The sequence below is a fragment of the Paraburkholderia sp. BL6669N2 genome, from assembly GCF_003387275.1.
Lineage (GTDB): Bacteria > Pseudomonadota > Gammaproteobacteria > Burkholderiales > Burkholderiaceae > Paraburkholderia.
In genome coordinates, this window is record NZ_QUNA01000002.1 from 2,577,663 (window position 1) to 2,597,838 (window position 20,176).

A 20,176-nucleotide genomic window follows, 5' to 3' on the forward strand; every position below is an offset into this window, starting at 1 on the left:
CGCCGGGAAGATCGTGATGATGACGAACCTTGCTCACTCGTGGTTGAGTTTCAGCGGACCTGTAGCCGCTGCACAGTCCGCCGGCCGCCCGCTCGTCGCGCTGGAATCGACCATCATCGCTCACGGCATGCCCTATCCCGAGAACGTTCGCACTGCGCGCGAAGTGGAGGCCGTGATCCGCGGGCTGGGTGCCGAGCCCGCGACTATCGCGTTGATCGACGGGCGAATCCGCATCGGCCTTTCGAACGACGAACTGGAACTGCTCGGGCGCTCGGACCAGGTACGCAAGGTCAGCCGCCGCGATCTGCCGGCCGTGCTGGCCGGCGGCGGCCTTGGCGCCACGACGGTAGCTGGCACGATGATATGCGCCGCCTTGGCCGGCATCGAGGTCTTCGTGACCGGAGGCATTGGCGGCGTGCACCGGGGCGCGCCGGAAAGCTTCGACATTTCGGCCGACCTGCAGGAACTGGCGAAGACTTCGGTGGCGGTGGTTTGTGCGGGTGCGAAGTCCATTCTCGACATCGGACTCGCGTTGGAATACCTGGAAACGCACGGCGTGCCGGTGCTCAGTTGCGAGCAGGACAATTTCGCCGCGTTTTACACGCGCGACAGCGGTTTTCGCGCGGACTTCAGGCTGGACGATGCGGCGCAGCAGGCACGCTTCATCCGCACCAAGTGGGACTTGGGTCTCGTGGGCGGCGTGGTGTTGAGTACGCCAGTGCCGGAAGCGGCAGCGATGAAGTCCGAGGAGATCGACGCGCTGACCCAGCAGGCGCTCGCGGAGGCCACGGAGAAAGGTATCACCGGTAAAGCCGTGACGCCCTTCCTGCTGGCTCGCATCAAGGCATTGACGAGTGGACGCAGCCTGACGACAAACATCGCGCTCATCAAACACAATGCCGAAGTCGGGGCGAGATTGGCGCTGGCGTTGGCACATGCAGGGCGCGGGGCCTGTTCGAATCGTCGATGACCTCGTTCTTTGTTTAAGTCCGTAAGGCACTATAGTGAAGACTACCTTCACTCCACGGCAAGAGGGCTTCCATGATCGCATGCAACCGTCGCGCCTGGGCCAACGGGCTCCTGGTCGCTACATTGCTCTATTTCCCAACCGCCCACGCCCAACTCGGCAACCTTCTCAATCAGAGTGGAAACGGCGCCGCCGCTGGTGGACTCGACAGCCTGGGCGGTTTAGGCAGTGGGTTGTCGCTGCAGTCGCTAACGTCCGGCAGCACGGGCAATGTCGCGGGCGTGCTTGAATTTTGTATCAAGAACAACTATCTCGGTGGCAGCGCGTCGTCGATCAAAGATGGGCTCATGAGCAAGCTGCCGGGCGGTTCATCGTCGAGCGACAGCGGGTACACCGACGGCGCCAAAGGCATCCTGAACAGTGGCGACGGTAAGCAGGTGGACCTGAGTGGCGGCGGTCTGAAGGAGCAGATCACGAAACAGGTCTGCGACAAGATTCTGGCCCAAGGGAAATCTTTGCTTTGAGCAAGTGACGGCGCACTCCGTCCGAAGAGAGTGGCGATGTGACTTCGTTCGCGTTGAGAGCGCGTTGGCAACTATACCGAAACGAAACCGGTTGACCACCGGCTATTCCGTTCAAGTCGCGATGGTTCGGCGAACCGTCGTCGGAACGCTAGCGCATTTCAGCGCGAAGTTCCCGCACCCCGCGGCCGAGCCTTCGGCGCAGCAAAGTCCGCAACGTCGCCGAGTCGGCGTAACCCACCTCGCTCGCAATTCTCTCGAGGTCGTAGCCGATTGAGACGAGGTTCTGCGCCCGCTCGATTCGCAAATCCTGAAAGAAGGCCAGTGGCGACTTACCGAGCACGGCCTCGGTACGTCGCTGCAAAGTGCGCGGTCCGACCGACAACGCGGCCGCTGCCGCCTGAAGCGAAAACCCTGCCGAAAGATTGTCGCGAGCCCATCGCTCGAATCGCGCGACCAGCGGATCGGCGTGAGCGAGGTGATCCGGAATGATGTATTCGGACTGGGACGAGCGCTTGTCTATGAGCATGAAGCGCGCAACCAGCGTCGCCAGTTCGGGGCTTGCCTGACGCAGCAGCCAGAGCGCAAGGTCGAGATGACCCATCGCGGAACCCGCCGTCACCACGCGTCGTGAGGCGACGACCATGCGCGAATCGTCCAGATTGACAGCCGGATAGCGTTGGCGGAAGAAAGGCGCGAGCGACCACGTGGTTGTCGCCTCGCGGTTATCCAGAAGTCCGGCTTCGGCCAGCAGGAAAGTCCCGATACAGGCAGCCGCGACGCCGACGCCGTCGGCATGCCAGTTGCGAAGGTACGCCATCGTATCGCGCACGTCCGGACGGCCCAGCGCCTCGATCAGGCGCTCAGGCTGTCTGACATTCGGCGCAGGCACCACGACCCAATCGGGACGGCTAACGGTGCTCGCGGGTTCGACCGCGGTCGACAAGCCATGCGCGGTCCGAATGCGTTTGCGCACGCCGACGACTCTGACATCGAAAGGCGATGCGGCGAAGCCTTGGGCCACGGCGAGCTCGTTGGCAGTCGCAAAGGTATCCAGCAGGACCGTGAGCCCGGTGTCGAACAGGCCGTCCAGTGCGAAGATGACCACTTTCATGTCGCAAATAGCTCCATTAATGTCATTTGCGACTATAGCCTCGCGCCTGTCGGGCGTCTAGACTGCACAGCAATACGGCCAGCGTGACGCGCTGGCTGATCATTCAGTCAAGCCGCCGGCACTCAGTCGCGCTTGCAAAGGAGAAAGCATGAGCGGTTCGATAGACGCTGACCTCGACCGTCCGATCTGGGCGGCCCTCACCACGAAGCAGGCGCACCTGGGATATGGCGATGCCCTTGCCCGCCGATACCACCTCGATGTGGCGCCCTTCGCTGCCTTGGCATCCGAAACGCCCGCGGCATATCGGGCGCTGCTTCAGCTTTTGCTGCCTCACGAGCAGGCCGCCGTGCTGCGCTCCGGTGAATCGATCGTTCCGCTAGACGGGCTTCAGGTCACGCACGCGGGCGTGATCCATCAAATGATCGCGCGGCATCGCACAGCAGCGAGCGCGGACGACCGCGACGTAATTCGACTGGGTAACGCGGACGGGAAAGATATGCTCGACCTCGCCCAGAAGACCAAACCCGGTCCTTTCGGCAAGCGAACGGGCGAAATGGGCAACTACATTGGAATCCGCGAGCAGGGGCGTCTTATCGCAATGGCCGGCGAACGGATGCGCGTTGACGGATACGTTGAGATCAGCGCTGTTTGCGTAGATGAAAACTATCGAGGACGTGGCCTCGCGGGGCGGCTCATCAAAGTCTTGCGAAGAGAGATCGAGCAACGGGGGGACACGCCGTTTCTCCACGTGTTCAGCAACAACACCTCCGCGATCGGGTTGTATGAGCGTCTGGGATTTGAATTGCGTCGCACGTTTCAGCTTACTCGTGTTGGACATGCTGATTCACGTTCGGCCGCAGTCGTTTAAATCTATTCCGGAAGATGTCGAATCAGGGGCTTTGGACGGTTTGTATCGCTTCGCGACTCTTCCTTAACTTCCCCTCATCCTCGACGAGTCACGAAACTTCGACGCGCCATATAGCCCGAAGAAAGGGAGGTCAACCGGCGGAGACATGCAGCGTCGATTCAAGCTCAGTTGATGGAGGGTCTCGCTCTTGGACAGTTCGCGTCACCACGGACGGGTTTCGCAGCAGCCTGAAACACCTCTTGGGCCGGCACCGAGGCCGGCCCAACCTGCTAGTCAGGCAGCCGGAGCGCGATCCGTTGCGGCATCGCACCACCGGCCGAACGCTTGCATCAGCCGATGCGCGCGTTGCTAACCGTCACCGTCGGGCCGCCCTTGTCCCAGTCTTCCAGGCTCAGCCCGGTTTTCTTCCAGACCGGGTTGGCGCTGGTAATCGATCCATTCACGACGTAGCCATTCAATTGCAGGCCCTGCACGTTGAATGAACCGCCGGGACTGCCCGTATCCGTATGGCCGGTAATGCTGATGCTGACCGTCTTGTTGACCGGACCCGGGAAGAAGCCAAAATAAACGTTAATCCCGCCGCCGGCGCAGTTATTCGTCGTCGGGCTGACGATGCGAATGTTTTGAAACACGGCGCTATTGTCATTCGGTTCGATATCGAGACCGGCGCCGGGAGCCGTTCCGCCGATATTTTCCCAAAGCGGACTATTAAACGTGATGCCGCTGCCGCTGATAATCGATACGCCCTGGCGTCGGCATCCGGTCGCATGGTGCGAATTGACCGTGATGTTCGTGCTGTAGCCGTTTCTCTTTTTATCGCTGTTGTTGATATAAATACCGTCGCCCCAGCAATTGATCGTGGTCGGAGACGTAATGGTGCAATTCGTCGCGCCGTTAATCGAGATCCCCATTCCCCATTCGCCCGACTTCGCCGAATTCAATTCCTTGCTGCCGTCGAGATACGGGCTTTCGAGCGTGACATTATCCACGTCCGCCAAGCGCAGGATTTCATACGTATCGGTATTATGCGCCAGCAGTTTGATCGAAGCGCCGCTTGCAAACCGCACGTGGCTATTGGTGCGCAGGTCGAGGCCGGCCACATCGATCCGGCTCTTGCCGGTAATCAGCAAAATCTGTCCAATGGAGCCGTCGATTGCGCGCTGGAGTGCGACGCGATCGTTGGTGGTCCCATCGCCCTTTACGCCGAACGACGTGTCGAGAAGAACGCCCTGGGTGCTCGTCGGCGAGCTCGCGCCAGCCGGGGAGCTTGCCGCCGCCGGCGAGCTTGCCGTTGCCGGCGCGCTCGCTCCGCTCGACGAACTGGCGCCGCTCGGGTTCGATGCGCCGCCGCCGCGTCGGTATCGGTCCGCGACCGCGTCGGGACTGGCGGCATCGCCACCACCGCCGCATGCGGCGAGCACGAACGCGCCGCCGCCGGCCAACAACGACGTCAGAAATTTACGACGGACCGTGAGTTCAGTATTAGAAACGGGGAGGCTTGCCGCTGGTGTATTCTTAATCATTCAAGTCTTTCCAACTATGCCGGCGCGATCAAAAGCCAAAGCCAAGGCGAACGACCGCAACCATACAGGCGTTAATAGGGAAATTAAGCGAGATAACGGGCGCAAAGCCCGTACGCTTAAGTACGAGTTACCCCGCGTAATCGGCATGCGAATACGCGCGGGCGCAAGCGAATACCCGAAGAGATCTCCGCTTAAAGCAAAGAGAACTTCAGGATTGATAAAGCAGGTCTTCCGGAAGGGTTCGCCAGACTTGCATTTCGATGGCGCTAAAGCGGCCGATGAGATGCACAGTAATAGCTAGAAGGTAAATTATTACCATCTCTTAATAATCGTATCAGATTAACAAAGTCAGTCCTACGTCACACTTGTTACAATATGTACATCATATCATCATACTTTTTATAAGATCCGGAACAAATTCCCTGAACCTCCATCTTTTCAATGACTTCCGTACCGATACTTTTGTCTGCTGAATGGTAAATTTTTCTAAACGTATGACGATAAAAACGTATCAAGAACGACACACTTTTATCGTCTGATTAAATATAAATAAATATATGAGTAATTTATTCGAAAGGAATTAAATCTGGCGAATTCGCATTATGCGTGCTTTCACGCACCAGCGCACGACGCGGAGGCCGAATCGAGCTGCATTGGCGGTTTCCAGCGCGCGTCGGACGCCTGCGCGCGCAGCGTGTTTGAACGTCGCTCGCCTACTCGTCCGATAAATCGATTTATCGGCGTCATGTATCAAAACAACGCATTTAGCGTATTTTTATTTTGTCGGACGAGTACTGGCGAACAATCTCATTCCGGCTTATGCGCCGGTTTTGTCCGGAGGACGATTTTCCCCGAGAATAAATTAGTGGGGCAATCGCCAGCGCTATGTGCGAATTCGCACAGTGCGCGTTAAATTACCTTGAAACGCAACAGCTACGGGTAAATCCTTAATCGACTTTTTTTAAAAGAATACGCGCAATCAGTGAACGTTTGTTAAAGGGCAAACGTTGTTCAGATCAAATTCATTCTGTGCCTCGTGCAATGTTGTTTAGCGCACCGAAGCGGCCTCTAAAGAGCGATCCAATCGACCAAAACGCTCAAAACAAAAAGAGGCTCACACTGATGCACTACGAGACAAGAACATTGCGCGGTGCAGTTGCAAAAGACCTTGCAACGCCCGCTTTTTGCAACCCGGCCCCAGTCGGCGACAACAACCAGACCGATCGAGGCTAGCCATGAAACCGATCGCATTCGGTGGACGCTTTGGATGGCTTCATGCTGGAGAAGGCACGCATGGCGTGGTGCTCTGCAGCCCGTTCGGCCATGAGGAGCCGTGGTGCCACAAGGGCATCCGATATCTCGCCGAAGAACTGTCCGCGTACGGTATTCCCACACTGCGCTTCGACTATCTGGCGACGGGAGACTCCGCGGGCGTCGACGGCAATGCCCATCATCTTGAAGCCTTCGTGTCCGATATCGTCGCGGCCGTCAAGCGCCTGAAGGAACAAACCGGCGTGACCAGCGTGACGCTCTGCGGCTTGCGTCTCGGCGCGACCCTCGCTGCGCTGGCGTCGCGTGCATGCGCGGCCGACTCGCTCGTGCTGCTCGCGCCCGTCACCCGCGGGCGCACCTATCTGCGCGAACTGGCGGCGCTGCGCAAGGTCTGGCTCGACAATCTCGCCCCGTCCTTGCGCGCAACGCAGCGCGACAAGCCGTTCAACGTGCTGGGACAGGTTTACAGCGACAGGCTTTGCAGTGAACTGGACGCGCTTGATCTGTCCAAGGCGATGGACATGCACTCCGCGGTTCTCACGCGCGCGCTCGTGCTCGATGCACGCGCCCGCGCCAGCGCCACGCTGTGTTCGACGCTGCGCGGACGCGGCGTCGCGGTCGAAACGGGCGTGCTGGAAGGCTACCTTGAATATATGGATGAGACGAAGTCGTCGACTGTGCCGGCTCGCGCGTTCGACGAGGTCGTCAAATGGATCGTGGACGGCGCCCCGGGAACGCGCGTCCACAACCAGGTGAACAGAGGCGCACGGCCGAGCGTATCCCTCGACGACGAAGCGATCATCGAAACGCCCGAAGCTCGCGAGCGCCCGGTCATCTTCGGCGCCAACGGCCTGTTCGGCATGCTGTGCGAACCGCGCGGCAGGATTGCGTACGGGCCCGTCATGCTGATCACCAATACTGCCGGCAGCGTGCATCATGGCGACAGCCGGCTTTCGGTTCGAATCGCGCGGGAAATGGCCCGGCGCGGCATTCCATCCATGCGCATCGACGCGCGCGGCATCGGCGACAGTCCTCCGCGTACGCCACAAGGTCCACTCGATCTGGTGCCGAAGATCCACGCATCCACGACTATCGAGGATGTCGCGACGGCCGCCGCCTGGCTCAAGCGCAAGGGTTATCAAACGGTCATCTCGTTCGGGATCTGCTCGGGCGCCTACAGCGCCTTGCGCGCGGCGCTCGTGGAGCCGGCTCTCACGGCCGTCATCGCGGTCAATATCGTGCGTTTTTACATACCCCCGCACATGTCGATGGCTGAACTGGAGGAGTTGCAGCGTAACTCGCTGAAGCGTGTCGGGCCCGCGATATTCAAGCCGTCCAAATGGTGGCTCGTCCTGAGCGGAAAGCGCAAGTTCCGGCCCATCGCGCAGGCCGTCGCAGCAACTCTGCTCGCGCGTCTGCATTCGCATCGGCTGGACGCAGCCGGCCACCGTACCGGCGCGGCCGAAGCCGATACGCTGACGCACCCGCACGGCGTCGTTCACACGCTCGAACGCAAAGGCGTGCGGACGCTCTTCGTCTACGGTTCAAGCGACGAAGGAATGGATCAGCTCAATGCGCATTTCGGTAAGCGCGGGAAGAAGCTGTCGCGCTTTTCGCATGTCAAGGCGGTCGTTCTCGATGAGCTCGATCACGCGCTCTTCGATCCGCGAGCGTCGGCAAAAGTCATTGCGCTGAGCGAAGCGTTCATCAAGGATCTGCATCAGAAGGCAGCGGCGCCGAAGGTCGTCAATCCGCTGTTGGCCGTGCAGCAGCAGCGTTGAGCGAGAAGCCGGGGCGATTTTTCTAACTTCGCGCCGATGACACCTCGGCGCGCTTGCGCTGCAGAAATCGGCGCACGGACGGATCGCGCTCGAGTCCGATCGCGAGATCGTACGCGCCGAGCGCTTCAGCCGTCGCGCCGGCACGCGTGAGCAGATCGGCGCGCGCGGCCCAGTACGGCTGGTAGTCGGCCAGGCGCGGATCGTCTGCGTACGGCTCGAGCGCGTCGAGCGCCGCCAGCGGGCCGTCGCGTTCCGCCAGCGCGAGCGCGCGGTTCACCGCGACCACCGGGGACGCTGCAATCGCGAACAGCGCATCGTAGAGCTGCACGATCTCGTCCCAGTTCGAGCGATGCGTGCGGCAGCGGTGCACGTGCGCCGACTGCAGCGCGGCTTCCAGCTGAAAGCGTCCGATTGCGTTGAATGCGCTCGCGCGCAGTAACAGTGCATCGGCTGCGTCGATCATGGGCGCGTTCCACGTCGCCGGATCCTGAGCCGACAGCGGCACATAGTCGCCGGCCGCATTGCGTCGCGCGTCGCAACGCGCCTGCGCATACAGCATGAGCGCGAGCAGACCCAGCGTCTCCGGCTCCTCGGGCAGCAGTTCGACGAGCAGGTGCGCAAGGAACAACGCCTCGCCGGTGAGATCGCGCCTCTCTGTATCGCGGCCGAGCGGGTCGGTCCACCCTTCCGCATACGCCGCATAGACCGCTTCCAGCACCGCGGCAAGCCGGCCCGGCAACTCCTCGCGCTCGGGCACGCTGAACGGAATGCCCGCCGCGCGGATCTTGTTCTTCGCCCGCACGAGGCGCTTGCTCATCGCGGCCGGCGACATCAGGAACGCGGAGGCAATCGTCTTCGCTTCGAGCCCCAGCACGACTTGCAGCATTAGCGGCGTGCGAATCGCGGCCTCGAGCGCAGGGTGCGTGCATGCGAACAGCAGCGCAAGCCGCCGGTCGGGCAACGCGGCTGCTTCACGCTCGTCGATCTCGTCGGCGAGGATCGTGAGCTGGTTCGTCACTTCGTCGCCGACGCGGCGATGCCGCGCGCCGTCGATTGCCCGGCGCCGCGCGACCGTCATCAACCACGCTTCGGGATTCGCGGGGCAGCCGCGCTCCGGCCAGTCGGCGAGCGCGGCCGCAAACGCGTCGGCCAGCGCGTCCTCGGCCGCGGCAACGTCGCGCGTGCGCATTGCCAGCAGCGCGACCAGCTTGCCGTAACTGCGACGCGCGACCGCCTCGGCGATCGCACGCGCCGCGCCGTCAGCGCTCACGGCCGCAGCCATACCGACTCATGCAACGGAAGGCGCATCGTACGGAGCCGTCCAGACCGGGCGCACCTCCATGAGGCCGTGCGCCGCGCCGGGGCAACGCGACGCCCACGCGATCGCCGCGTCCAGGTTGGGCACATCGATCAGGTAGTAGCCGGCCAACTGCTCCTTCGAATCGGAGAACGGTCCGTCAAGCACCTGCGGCTTGCCGTCGACGAGCCGCACCGTGGTCGCCGTGTTCGTGTGCTGCAGCCGGTTGGCGCCGACCAGAACGTCCGCTTTTTTCAACGATTCGGTGTACGCGTGATACGCGGCGACGCCTTGCTGCCGCTCGCTGTCGCTCATCTCGTTCCAGCCGTTTTCTTCCGAATAGATCATCAACAGGTATTGCATAGGAGCCTCCGTCATGGGTTGAGGCGGGTGAACTGCATCGGGCCGCCATCACAATGACGCGTGGGCCGCATGCTGACGGACAGCAGGCCGCGAAAAATGTCGGACGGCAATGCATGAATGCATGGTAAAGCTAATCGGCTTCGCGCAGCGCATGGAGATCGTCCAGTGCTTCGGCGAGGCAGGCGGCAAATGCGTGGCAGGTTCCGCTGATCGGGTCGGATTCGAGGGATGCTATCCCCGCCACTTGCGCGGCACGGCGGGGTGGCTCACGAGCCGCCCATGCCCACTGTTCATCCCGATTTCAAGGACCGCCACCGTTGAGCCCGCGTCTCTCAGCCTCTAACCTCGCTCTTCAACGCCACTCTTATATAAGATATAAGACAATTGACCTCGAGCGCCCATCCCTTTAAAATTGCACCCAAACGCTATCCGGCACAGCCATGGCGGGCCGGAAGCGATCCCCTGAAACGCCAACATCAGCAGGTTCTTTCATGCTTGAAAACTTTCGCGCTCACGCAGCCGCACGCGCCACGCTCGGCATTCCGCCCCTGCCGCTGACCGCCCAGCAGACGGCCGAACTGGTTGAGCTCCTCACCAACCCGCCCGCAGGCGAAGAGCAAACCCTGCTCGACCTGATCACCAACCGCGTGCCCGCCGGCGTCGACGAAGCCGCCCGCGTGAAGGCCGGCTTCCTCGCTGCCGTCGCCAAGGGTGAGACCGCCTGCGCGCTGATCTCGCGCGCTCGCGCCACGGAACTGCTCGGCACCATGCTGGGTGGCTACAACATCCAGCCGCTGATCGAACTGCTGTCGGACGCGGAAGTCGGCACCGTTGCCGCGGACGCGCTGAAGAAAACCCTGCTGATGTTCGACGCGTTCCACGACGTCAAGGAACTGGCCGACCAGGACAACGCCAACGCGAAGGCCGTGATGCAAAGCTGGGCCGACGCCGAATGGTTCACGAGCCGTCCGGAAGTGCCGCAAAGCCTGACCATCACTGTCTTCAAGGTGACGGGCGAAACCAACACGGACGATCTCTCGCCGGCGCCGGACGCCACCACCCGCCCGGACATCCCGTTGCACGCGCTGGCAATGCTGAAAAACGCGCGTCCCGGCATCACGCCGGAAGAAGACGGCAAGCGCGGCCCGATCAAGTTCATCCAGGCGCTGAAAGAGAAAGGCCATCTGGTCGCCTACGTCGGCGACGTGGTCGGCACCGGCTCCTCGCGCAAGTCGGCCACCAACTCAGTGCTGTGGTTCACGGGCGAAGACATCCCCTTCATCCCGAACAAGCGCTTCGGCGGCGTATGCCTCGGCGGCAAGATCGCCCCGATCTTCTACAACACCATGGAAGACGCGGGCGCGCTGCCGATCGAACTCGACGTGTCGCAAATGGAAATGGGTGATGTGGTCGAACTGCGTCCCTACGAAGGCAAAGCGCTGAAGAACGGCGCGGTAATCGCCGAATTCCAGGTCAAGTCCGACGTGCTGTTCGACGAAGTGCGCGCGGGTGGCCGTATTCCCCTCATCATCGGCCGTGGCCTGACCGCCAAGGCGCGCGAAGCGCTCGGCCTGGCGCCGTCCACCCTGTTCCGCCTGCCGCAGCAGCCGGCCGACAGCGGCAAGGGCTTCTCGCTCGCGCAGAAGATGGTCGGCCGTGCGTGCGGCCTGCCGGAAGGCCAGGGTGTGCGCCCGGGCACCTACTGCGAACCGAAGATGACCTCGGTCGGCTCGCAGGACACCACCGGCCCGATGACCCGCGACGAACTGAAAGACCTGGCGTGCCTCGGCTTCTCCGCCGACCTCGTCATGCAGTCGTTCTGCCACACCGCCGCTTATCCGAAGTCGGTGGACGTGAAGACGCACCGCACTCTGCCGGACTTCATCAGCAACCGTGGCGGCATCGCGCTGCGTCCCGGCGACGGCGTGATCCACTCGTGGCTGAACCGTATGCTGCTGCCCGACACCGTCGGTACCGGCGGCGACTCGCACACGCGCTTCCCGATCGGCATCAGCTTCCCGGCGGGTTCGGGTCTGGTCGCGTTCGCCGCAGCCACCGGCACGATGCCGCTGGACATGCCGGAATCCGTGCTGGTTCGCTTCAAGGGCAAAATGCAGCCGGGCGTCACGCTGCGCGACCTCGTCAACGCGATCCCGCTATACGCGATCAAGCAAGGCACGCTGACGGTCGCCAAGCAAGGCAAGAAGAACATTTTCTCGGGCCGCGTGCTCGAAATCGAAGGTCTGCCCGATCTGAAGGTCGAGCAGGCGTTCGAGCTGTCGGATGCATCGGCCGAGCGTTCGGCTGCCGGCTGCACGGTGCACCTGAACAAGGAACCGATCATCGAGTACCTGAACAGCAACGTCACGCTGCTCAAGTGGATGATCGCGCAGGGTTATCAGGACCCGCGCAGCCTGCAGCGCCGCATCAAGGCAATGGAAGCATGGCTCGCCGATCCGCAACTGCTGTCGCCGGACGCGGACGCCGAGTACGCAGCCGTGATCGAGATCGACCTCGCCGATATCCACGAGCCGATCGTCGCCTGCCCGAACGACCCGGACGACGTGAAGACGCTGTCCGACGTGGCCGGTGCGAAGATCGACGAAGTGTTCATCGGCTCGTGCATGACCAACATCGGTCACTTCCGTGCCGCGTCGAAGCTGCTGGAAGGCAAGCGCGACATTCCGGTCAAGCTGTGGGTCGCGCCGCCCACCAGGATGGATCAGAAGCAACTGACCGAGGAAGGCCACTACGGCGTGTTCGGCACGGCCGGTGCGCGCACCGAAATGCCGGGCTGCTCGCTGTGCATGGGCAACCAGGCACAGGTGCGCGAAGGCGCGACGGTCATGTCCACGTCGACCCGTAACTTCCCGAATCGTCTGGGCAAGAACACGAACGTGTACCTCGGCTCGGCCGAACTGGCGGCAATCTGCTCGCGTCTGGGCAAGATTCCGACCAAAGAGGAATACATGGCCGACATGGGCGTGCTGACCGCCAGCAGCGACAATATCTACCAATACATGAACTTCGACCAGATCGAAGACTTCAAGGAAGTGGCAGATACCGTCGCGGTGTAAAAGGCTTAGCGTTTGCCGCGGCCACCCGCGGATCTGGCAGCCGGCTTGCGTGACCCCGCAACCGGCTTGCTGGCGGATTCGCCGCGTGGCTTTGGCACGCCGAATGAGTGACCGCGGGACGAGCTTGTACCTTTACCCGCGGCCACAGCGCCCTGCGCCGCCGGCTTGCGTTTGTTTTCGCCACTTTGCGGGCGCGATTTTTTGCTGAGCACCTGCCCGGCGCCCGGCGCGGCTTGCGGCACTTTCGGTTTCTTAGGCTTCTTGGGTTTCTTGATGATCTCGCCTGTCGCGCTAGTTTGCGGCACGCGATGTTCGGCCTCAAAACCCGGCTCTTCTTCACGGCGCAACGTTTGCCGGATCAGCGCTTCGATCGCGGCCAGTTGCGGCGCTTCATCGGCGCAGACAAGGGACACCGCCACGCCACTGGCACCCGCGCGGCCGGTACGGCCAATACGGTGCACATAGTCTTGCGCCACGATCGGCAGATCGACGTTAATCACCAGCGGCAGGTCGTCGATATCCAGCCCGCGCGCCGCCACATCGGTGGCTACCAGCATATCGACTTCGCGCGTCTTGAAGCGCTCCAGCGCACGCAGGCGCGCCGGTTGCGGTTTGTCGCCGTGGATGGTGTCGACCGCATAGCCCGCTTCATCCAGCATGGCCGCCAGGTATTCCACGCCGTTGCGGGTTTTGACGAACACCAGCGCGTGCTGCCACTTGTTCTCAGCCACAAGGTGCATGAAGAGGTCCGGCTTGTTCTTCTTATCCACCGGCACCACCCACTGCTTGATCCTGCTGGCCGTGACGTTGGGCGGGCTGACGCTGATATTGACCGGGCCGCGCAGAATGCCCGCCGCCATGGCGCGGATATCGTCCGTAAACGTGGCGGAGAATAGCAGGGTCTGGCGCTCGGCAGGCAAGGCAGCAAAGACGGCGTTGAGTTCGCGCGCAAATCCCAGATCGAGCATGCGGTCGGCTTCATCCAGCACGAGCGTTTGTACCTGATCAAACTGCACTGCGTTCTGGCGATGGAGATCCAGCAAACGGCCCGGCGTGGCAACGAGCACATCCACGCCTTTGCGCAGCTTCATCATCTGCGGGTTGATACTCACGCCGCCGTAGGCGGCCAGAAATCGTAAGTCGAGACCTTTGCCGTACTCGATAAAGCTTTGCAGCACCTGTTCGGCCAATTCACGCGTGGGCACCAGCACCAGAACACGCGCGCGGTTGCTGGACACCGCCGGGCCGTGTTGCACCAGCCGTTGCAACAGCGGCAGCGCAAAACCCGCCGTTTTGCCCGTGCCGGTCTGTGCCGCAGCCATGACGTCCTTGCCGCTGAGCACAGCGGGAATCGCCTTGGCCTGCACCGGCGTAGGTGTCTGGTAATTGAGGTCCTGCACATTACGCAGCAAAGGATCGATCAGGCCAAGCGAGGCAAAAGACATTGGCGTATTCCAGACTAAAGCCGCAATTCTAACGGTTACCGTCTCACACATTGCAATCGGAGAAGTTGGGCGACGATGAATGCGTTAGACGCTCGGGCGTTTCGTGAACACCGTTGGTCTCCGGACGGCGGTGGGAATGCAGCGTACGCAATCCGTGCTCTACGCACGCCTTCTACGCGGCTCGGGAACGCCTGATGTCTCGCCGGTAAAGCATGGATGGTCGTCATCCATATCACCAGGGATCAATACTGCATATCGCAAGAACGCGGAGCGTCAGGCCGAAGCTGGGGAGAAGGGAATTGCCGCGGGCGGCGAAGCGCAAGATGGGTGCGACTGCCAATCGCACAAGACACGCAGGAGGCGTACCATCTGCTGCGTCGATAAAACGGCGCCCCGACGGATTGCCGTTCGCTACGCCAAGTCCGATCCGGCATCGGCAATCGATCTCTTCAAGTTAAGCTCGGCGAACCCACTGTCTATGGCGAACCACGCGAATCAACAACCGGAATCGAACGCTACTCCATCGAATCGCTCGCTCGAACGCGGGCTCGAACTGTTGCGCGCGTTCGGCCCCGGTGCGACGCTTCTCGGCAACGGAGAACTCGCGGAACGCACCGGCCTGCCGAAGGCAACGGTGAGCCGGCTCACGCGAACGCTCGTCGACGCGGGTTATCTCGAGCACGATGCGGCACGCAGGGCATACAGACTGGGCCTGCCCGTGCTCAGTCTCGCGCAGGCGTTGCGCAGCGGATCCACGGTCCTGACTGCGGCAGGACCGCTAATCCGCGACACTGCCCAGGCGAAGCGCATCAATGTCGGAATCGCCGGCGCCGACCGGGAAGAGATGGTCTACCTTGAATCCATTCGTTATAACCAGCGGGCCTCATTGCGTACGATCGTCTCGGGACAACGCGTGCCGATGGAACTGACCTCGCTCGGCCGGGCGTATCTGGCCACGCAGCCGAAGCCCGAATTCACTCGTCTGATGGACGCGTTCAAGCGTCGCGGACGCAGCGGTTGGGAGCGCCTCGCGCGAGAAATCGCCGAGGCCGTGGATGACGTGCACCGAAACGGCTATTGCGTCGCAAGCTGGCAGCCCGAAGTCATTGCGCTAGCGACACCGCTCGCCATTCCCGGACACCGGATATTGATCCTTAACTTTAGCGTCCGCACGGCGGCCTCGAAAAACAGCGTTATAAGCGAACTGGCAGCGCCCCTGCTGCGTCTGCGCGACGACATCAAAGCCGCATGCGTGCGCCTGGAAGATTGAAGCCCGCCAGCGGATCTTTCACTCGCGACGCTCACTGATCGCGCGGGCCGGAACGCCCAGCACCACCGCAAGGCCGCCGAGAATGGAGACGCCCGCGACCGCATAGAGGCCCATCGCGCTGCTGCCGAAGTGCGTCGATGCATAGCCGATCACCGAGGGCGCGGAAATCCCGCCAAACTGGCCGAGACTACTAATCAGGCCGATGCCGCTAGCCGCGGCGGTGCTCGACAGGTACGCGGGTGGGATCGTCCAGAACAGCGACAGCATGCCAAGATAACCGGCCGTGGCGACGCAAAGGAGTGCCACCAGAATGCCTGCGTGATTCGCCGCCGCCGGCAGTAACGCGACGCCGACTGCGGCCATCAATGCGCTTGCCATGAAATGCCACCGTCTCTCCAGCATACGATCCGAACTCCGGCCGAACAGATACATCGCGACTGCGCCGACCACATACGGAATCGCGGAAAGAAGTCCAATGTGCCAGTAGTTCGTTACGCCGCTTTTCTGGATCACGCTCGGTGCCCAGATATGCACGACGATGCTCGCCCACGGCACGCTGAAATAGGCGAACGTCAGGAAATAGAACTTTGGCTCCTTCAACGCAGCCCAGATCGAACCATGGGCACGTGAGGCCTTTGTTTGCGCGTCGCGCTCGAGTTCCGCCAGCAGAAGCGCTTTTTCGTCGTCGAGGAGCCAGCTCGCCTGCTCGGGCCGGTCCGTCAGATAGACATAGGCGAAGACACCGGCGACCACTGACGGAAGTCCTTCCAGAAGGAACAACCATTGCCAGCCGTTGTAGCCGAGCAAGCCCGTCATGCTATTGAGAATCCATCCCGACACGGGTCCGCTGACAATGCCGGATGCGCAGATCGCCATCATGAAGATCGAGGTCACGCGTGCGCGGCGTGCGGCCGGAAACCAGTAGGTGAAGTAGAGAATCACACCCGGAAAGAATCCCGCTTCCGCTGCGCCCAGCAACACGCGCGCGATGTAAAACTGCGTCGGCGTCTGCACGAACGCGCTGCCCGCTGAAACGATGCCCCATAGCGTCATGATCCGCATGAGCGTTTTTCTCACGCCGACGCGGGCAAGCCATAAGTTGCTCGGCACCTCGAAGATCATGTAGCCCACGTAGAAGAGTCCTACGCCCAGACCGAACGCGGCATCGGAAAGACCGATGTCGCGCGAGAACTGCAGGTGCGCGAAGCCGATATTGGCGCGATCCAGATAAGCGAAGACGTAGCAAACGAAGAGGAACGGCAGCAGCCGCCAGGTGACTTTCCGGTAGACGGCCTCGGTCTGCGGTTGCGCGACGGCGCTGACGTCGATTGGATTTGAACGGGCTGCGTGCATCATGTCTCCGGAGCTTATATGGGCCGCAGGTGGGTCATGGCCAGTCCCCTGCGTTGGAATCCATTATCGATACCGAACGGTCGATGACAATGCGCCAATTCCATGTAGTGGAATTGGCGGCTCCGGGGGACAAACTCGCTCCGTTCCACAGAGTGGAATTGATGGGATGTCGCGAGCGACTAGTGAAGCTAAGCTGCATTGGCAGATTAACCCAGTCGGCCGACTCCAATTCAACCATCGAGACGCGCATGAGCACATCCACCATTCAAGTCACTATCGAATCGCAGATCGCTACGATCGCGCTGAATCGACCTGAAAAACGTAACGCCATTACCAACGAAATGCGCGCTGAACTGATCGGCGCGCTGGACACCGTTTCGCGCGACCGCGAGGTGCGCGCCGTCCTGTTGACCGGCAACGGCAAGGGATTTTGCGCCGGCGGCGACGTTAGCGGCATGGCGCAACGCATGGAAGCACCCGCCGGCGAGGTCGCGTTCAATGGCTGGTCCCGCCAGCAACTCGTGCATCACACGGTCAATCTGCTCTACTCGATGCCCAAACCAACCATCGCCGCGGTCAACGGGGCGGCGGCGGGCCTCGGCGCCGACATGGCGCTCTCATGTGACTTCATCATCGCGTCGCAAGAAGCGAGCTTCGCGTGGAGCTACATCAAGCGCGGTCTGATCCCCGACGGCGGCGGCATGTACTTCCTGCCGCGACGCGTCGGCCTCGCACGGGCGAAGGAACTGATCTTCAGCGGGCGCAAGGTCGAGGCGAAGGAAGCATTGGAAATCGGCATCGCGGATCGCCTGAGCGCGCCGGACGCGCTCATTGCCGATGCACGCGCCTGGGCCGCTGAATTGAGCCAGGGCTCGGCCACTGCGCTCGCCCTCGGCAAAACTATTCTCAACCAGAGCTACGAACTGTCCGCGCATCAGGTGTTTGCACAGGGCAGTCAGGCACAGGCCGTCTGCTACACGAGTCGCGAGCATCGTGACTCGGTGCTCGCGTTTCTGAACAAGACGAACTGAGCACGGAGGTGATCCACATGAATGCAATTGCAAAATTGATGCACCCTGCAAGCGTCGCGGTGATCGGCGCGTCAGCGGACGCCGCCAAGACCTCAGGCCGCCCGATCGCGTACCTCAGGAAGCACGGCTTCGGCGGCGACATCTACCCGGTCAACCCGCGTTACGAGTCGATCGATGGCCTGCCCTGCTATCCCGATGTCGCCTCACTGCCGTGCGCGCCCGATGTCGGTATCGTGCTGCTCGGTGCCGAACGCGCTCACGTCGCTGTCAGGGATCTGGCGAGCCGTGGTACGAGCGCTGCCATTGTGCTGGCGAGTGGTTATGCGGAGATTGGCGAGGAAGGCGCCAGGCGTCAGGCGCAATTGATCGAAGCAGCAGGCTCCATGCGTCTGCTCGGACCGAACACGATCGGGCTCGTGAACCTGACCGATCGCATCACGTTGTCGGCAAGCGGTGCGCTGGAAACGGACGCGTTCACAGTCGGTGGAATTGGCGTGGTATCGCAAAGCGGCGGGATTCTCGGCTCGCTGCTTTCACGGGCGGCGGCACGCGGCATCGGCTTGTCGAAGCTCATCTCGACGAGTAATGAGGCCGATCTCGACATGGCAGACTTCGTCGACTATCTGGTCGACGATGATTCGACTTCTGTCATTGCGCTTTACATGGAAGGGCTCCGTCACCCGGACCGATTTCGGCGTGCGGCGTTACGGGCGGCGGCAGCAGGCAAGCCGGTCGTGGTCTTCAAGATCGGGCGTTCGGAGTCAGGCGCGCGTTCGGCGGTCTCGCATACGGGCGCGCTGGCGGGCTCCGACCGCATGTACGACGCGCTGTTCAAGCAGGTCGGCGTCATTCGTGCACAGACGTTTTCCGATCTGCTCGATATTCCTCATGCACTCGCTGCGCACCGCAAGCTTGCCGGACGACGGGTGGCGATTCTGACCTCGACTGGCGGCGCCGGCACGCTCGTTGCCGATAGCCTCGGTATGGCAAACTTCGAGACCCCGCCTCCTGACGAGGCGACCGCTGCAAAGCTGCGAGCGCTCCAGACCGGCGATCATGCGGTGCTCGACCGCAACCCGATCGATGTGACGCTCGCGGGCCTGCAACCGACGCTCCTGCGCGGCGCGATCGGCACGCTGCTCGACAGTCCGACTTACGATGCGGTCGTGGTCATCATTGGATCGTCGGGTCTCGCAATGCCCGACCTGATGGCCTGCGCGATTCGCGATTCGCTGCCCGGCAGCGACAAACCTGTGATGGCGTTTGTGAGTCCACACGCGCCGGAGATCACGCGCATGCTTAACGAGCAGACAGTGCCGGCGTTCCCGTCGCCCGAGAGCGTAACGAGCGCGTTAGCTGCAATGTGGCAGCATCGCGAGTACACGCAACGTGCCGTGAGTTCGGACGAACAACACGCTGAAGCCGAAGTCGACGTTAGCGATCTACCTACCGGATCGCTTAACGAAGCGCAGGCGAAAGAGCTGTTTGCGCGCTTCGGCGTGTCAGTGGCGCACGAACGTATCGTCACGAACGCAAATGACGCAGAGACTGCTGCTCGCGAGCTGGGTGGCAAGGTCGTACTCAAGCTGCTGTCTAACAAGATCACACACAAGAGTGATGTCGGCGGCGTAGCCGTCGGTGTGACCACTGACAATATCGGAGCGCGCCTGAACCGCATGCGCGACGAGGTTGAAACCGCAACCGGCGTATCTGCGGATGCATTTCTCGTGCAGGAAATGGTGAGCGGCGGAACAGAACTGATTCTTGGCCTTCATCGCGACGCGTTGGGCACGGCCTTGCTGCTCGGCATGGGTGGCATCACGGCAGAATTGTTCAAGGACACGACCATGCGTCTCCTCTCCGCCGAAGCGCCTCTGTCACGCTTCGACGCCCTCGAGATGATCCACGAACTGAAAACCTGGCCACTGCTCGACGGTTTTCGTGGGCGGCCGCGCGCTGATATTGATGCGCTGGTAACCGCGATCGTCGCGTTCGCGCGGATGGCCGTGAGACTTGGTGGGCGTATTGTCGAAGCCGAGATCAATCCGATTTTCGTGCTACCTGCGGGACAGGGAGTGCGGGCGGCGGACGGTGTTGCTGTACTCGCACCGGAAGCCACGACAAACGACGATGCTCGCGCCGCACACGACGACGTATGCCCGCTGGCGTCGCCCAGCGATTTGGCGAGCTGACGACGTTGGCAACTCGCGGCGGGGTGTCGGCAGCCGCTTCCATTCTTTCCACAGAAACGCTGCCACCTCCTGCCGCGCGTCCCTTGCGCGCGATCCACGGCC

At 61.9% G+C, this 20,176-nt stretch carries 15 protein-coding genes; 9 read left to right on the forward strand and 6 right to left on the reverse strand.

The features are described from left to right. Positions 1 to 16 precede the first annotated feature (16 nt). Together B0G80_RS34060 and B0G80_RS34065 are read left to right on the forward strand one after the other, a co-directional pair. The gene (locus B0G80_RS34060; protein WP_116122197.1) at positions 17 to 970 is read left to right on the forward strand and encodes a pseudouridine-5'-phosphate glycosidase; all 954 of its coding nucleotides are present in this window, start codon (positions 17 to 19) and stop codon (positions 968 to 970) included. A gap of 71 nt (positions 971 to 1,041) precedes the next feature. After that, on the forward strand, positions 1,042 to 1,491 hold the full coding sequence (locus B0G80_RS34065) for a DUF2501 domain-containing protein (protein WP_116122198.1): 450 nt from the start codon (positions 1,042 to 1,044) through the stop codon (positions 1,489 to 1,491). Between the two features lie 148 nt (positions 1,492 to 1,639). On the opposite strand, the gene B0G80_RS34070 is transcribed toward B0G80_RS34065, so the two are convergent. Further along, the gene (locus B0G80_RS34070; protein WP_116122199.1) at positions 1,640 to 2,602 is read right to left on the reverse strand and encodes a GlxA family transcriptional regulator; all 963 of its coding nucleotides are present in this window, start codon (positions 2,600 to 2,602) and stop codon (positions 1,640 to 1,642) included. A 148-nt stretch (positions 2,603 to 2,750) separates the two neighbouring features. On the opposite strand from B0G80_RS34070, the gene B0G80_RS34075 reads away from it, so the two are divergent. After that, positions 2,751 to 3,470 carry a GNAT family N-acetyltransferase gene (locus B0G80_RS34075; RefSeq protein ID WP_116122200.1) on the forward strand — a complete coding sequence of 240 codons (720 nt, stop codon included), beginning with the start codon at positions 2,751 to 2,753 and terminating at the stop codon, positions 3,468 to 3,470. A gap of 329 nt (positions 3,471 to 3,799) precedes the next feature. On the opposite strand, the gene B0G80_RS34080 is transcribed toward B0G80_RS34075, so the two are convergent. Further along, a complete protein-coding gene (locus B0G80_RS34080; RefSeq protein ID WP_258879121.1) occupies positions 3,800 to 4,600 on the reverse strand; it encodes a hypothetical protein in 801 nt (266 codons plus the stop codon). Here B0G80_RS34080 and B0G80_RS47420 point away from each other — a divergent pair. Together B0G80_RS47420 and B0G80_RS34085 are read left to right on the forward strand one after the other, a co-directional pair. After that, complete coding sequence (locus B0G80_RS47420) at positions 4,584 to 5,294, forward strand: hypothetical protein (RefSeq protein ID WP_258879122.1); 711 nt, start codon at positions 4,584 to 4,586, stop codon at positions 5,292 to 5,294. The genes B0G80_RS34080 and B0G80_RS47420 overlap by 17 nt on opposite strands. A gap of 934 nt (positions 5,295 to 6,228) precedes the next feature. Next, positions 6,229 to 8,046 (forward strand): serine aminopeptidase domain-containing protein, encoded by a 1,818-nt coding sequence (locus B0G80_RS34085; RefSeq protein WP_116122202.1) that lies wholly within the window; start codon positions 6,229 to 6,231, stop codon positions 8,044 to 8,046. Between the two features lie 22 nt (positions 8,047 to 8,068). On the opposite strand, the gene B0G80_RS34090 is transcribed toward B0G80_RS34085, so the two are convergent. After that, entirely contained in the window at positions 8,069 to 9,328 is a 1,260-nt protein-coding gene (locus B0G80_RS34090) for an RNA polymerase sigma factor (RefSeq protein ID WP_116122203.1), read from the reverse strand. 6 nt (positions 9,329 to 9,334) lie between these two features. Further along, positions 9,335 to 9,706, reverse strand: a complete 372-nt coding sequence (locus tag B0G80_RS34095) for a YciI family protein (protein WP_116122204.1) — start codon at positions 9,704 to 9,706, stop codon at positions 9,335 to 9,337. 491 nt (positions 9,707 to 10,197) lie between these two features. On the opposite strand from B0G80_RS34095, the gene acnB reads away from it, so the two are divergent. Beyond that, positions 10,198 to 12,783, forward strand: coding sequence for a bifunctional aconitate hydratase 2/2-methylisocitrate dehydratase (acnB, locus tag B0G80_RS34105; RefSeq protein WP_116122205.1), 2,586 nt, complete (start codon positions 10,198 to 10,200; stop codon positions 12,781 to 12,783). Positions 12,784 to 12,788: 5 nt separating this feature from the next. Here acnB and B0G80_RS34110 read toward each other — a convergent pair whose 3' ends face one another. Continuing rightward, positions 12,789 to 14,228 carry a DEAD/DEAH box helicase gene (locus B0G80_RS34110; RefSeq protein ID WP_116122206.1) on the reverse strand — a complete coding sequence of 480 codons (1,440 nt, stop codon included), beginning with the start codon at positions 14,226 to 14,228 and terminating at the stop codon, positions 12,789 to 12,791. 478 nt (positions 14,229 to 14,706) lie between these two features. On the opposite strand from B0G80_RS34110, the gene B0G80_RS34115 reads away from it, so the two are divergent. After that, on the forward strand, positions 14,707 to 15,498 hold the full coding sequence (locus B0G80_RS34115; RefSeq protein WP_116122207.1) for an IclR family transcriptional regulator: 792 nt from the start codon (positions 14,707 to 14,709) through the stop codon (positions 15,496 to 15,498). Positions 15,499 to 15,516: 18 nt separating this feature from the next. Here the strand turns inward: B0G80_RS34115 and B0G80_RS34120 are convergent, their stop codons facing one another. Beyond that, positions 15,517 to 16,851: an MFS transporter gene (locus B0G80_RS34120; protein WP_116122208.1), complete on the reverse strand. Its 1,335-nt coding sequence runs from the start codon at positions 16,849 to 16,851 to the stop codon at positions 15,517 to 15,519. Between the two features lie 248 nt (positions 16,852 to 17,099). Between B0G80_RS34120 and B0G80_RS34125 the strand changes: the two genes are divergently transcribed. Together B0G80_RS34125 and B0G80_RS34130 are read left to right on the forward strand one after the other, a co-directional pair. Continuing rightward, positions 17,100 to 17,882: an enoyl-CoA hydratase/isomerase family protein gene (locus B0G80_RS34125; protein WP_116122209.1), complete on the forward strand. Its 783-nt coding sequence runs from the start codon at positions 17,100 to 17,102 to the stop codon at positions 17,880 to 17,882. Between the two features lie 17 nt (positions 17,883 to 17,899). Next, on the forward strand, positions 17,900 to 20,074 hold the full coding sequence (locus B0G80_RS34130) for an acetate--CoA ligase family protein (protein ID WP_181920118.1): 2,175 nt from the start codon (positions 17,900 to 17,902) through the stop codon (positions 20,072 to 20,074). Positions 20,075 to 20,176: the final 102 nt, after the last annotated feature.

Bases quoted from the DNA above. Each gene is read 5' to 3' on its own strand.
- acnB (WP_116122205.1), top strand. From the start codon at position 10,198: ATGCTTGAAAACTTTCGCGCTCACGCAGCCGCACGCGCCACGCTCGGC.
- B0G80_RS34075 (WP_116122200.1), top strand. From the start codon at position 2,751: ATGAGCGGTTCGATAGACGCTGACCTCGACCGTCCGATCTGGGCGGCC.
- B0G80_RS34125 (WP_116122209.1), top strand. From the start codon at position 17,100: ATGAGCACATCCACCATTCAAGTCACTATCGAATCGCAGATCGCTACG.
- B0G80_RS34110 (WP_116122206.1), bottom strand. From the start codon at position 14,228: ATGTCTTTTGCCTCGCTTGGCCTGATCGATCCTTTGCTGCGTAATGTG.
- B0G80_RS34060 (WP_116122197.1), top strand. From the start codon at position 17: ATGATGACGAACCTTGCTCACTCGTGGTTGAGTTTCAGCGGACCTGTA.
- B0G80_RS34090 (WP_116122203.1), bottom strand. From the start codon at position 9,328: ATGGCTGCGGCCGTGAGCGCTGACGGCGCGGCGCGTGCGATCGCCGAG.
- B0G80_RS34095 (WP_116122204.1), bottom strand. From the start codon at position 9,706: ATGCAATACCTGTTGATGATCTATTCGGAAGAAAACGGCTGGAACGAG.
- B0G80_RS34070 (WP_116122199.1), bottom strand. From the start codon at position 2,602: ATGAAAGTGGTCATCTTCGCACTGGACGGCCTGTTCGACACCGGGCTC.
- B0G80_RS34115 (WP_116122207.1), top strand. From the start codon at position 14,707: ATGGCGAACCACGCGAATCAACAACCGGAATCGAACGCTACTCCATCG.
- B0G80_RS34120 (WP_116122208.1), bottom strand. From the start codon at position 16,851: ATGCACGCAGCCCGTTCAAATCCAATCGACGTCAGCGCCGTCGCGCAA.
- B0G80_RS34085 (WP_116122202.1), top strand. From the start codon at position 6,229: ATGAAACCGATCGCATTCGGTGGACGCTTTGGATGGCTTCATGCTGGA.
- B0G80_RS34130 (WP_181920118.1), top strand. From the start codon at position 17,900: ATGAATGCAATTGCAAAATTGATGCACCCTGCAAGCGTCGCGGTGATC.
- B0G80_RS34065 (WP_116122198.1), top strand. From the start codon at position 1,042: ATGATCGCATGCAACCGTCGCGCCTGGGCCAACGGGCTCCTGGTCGCT.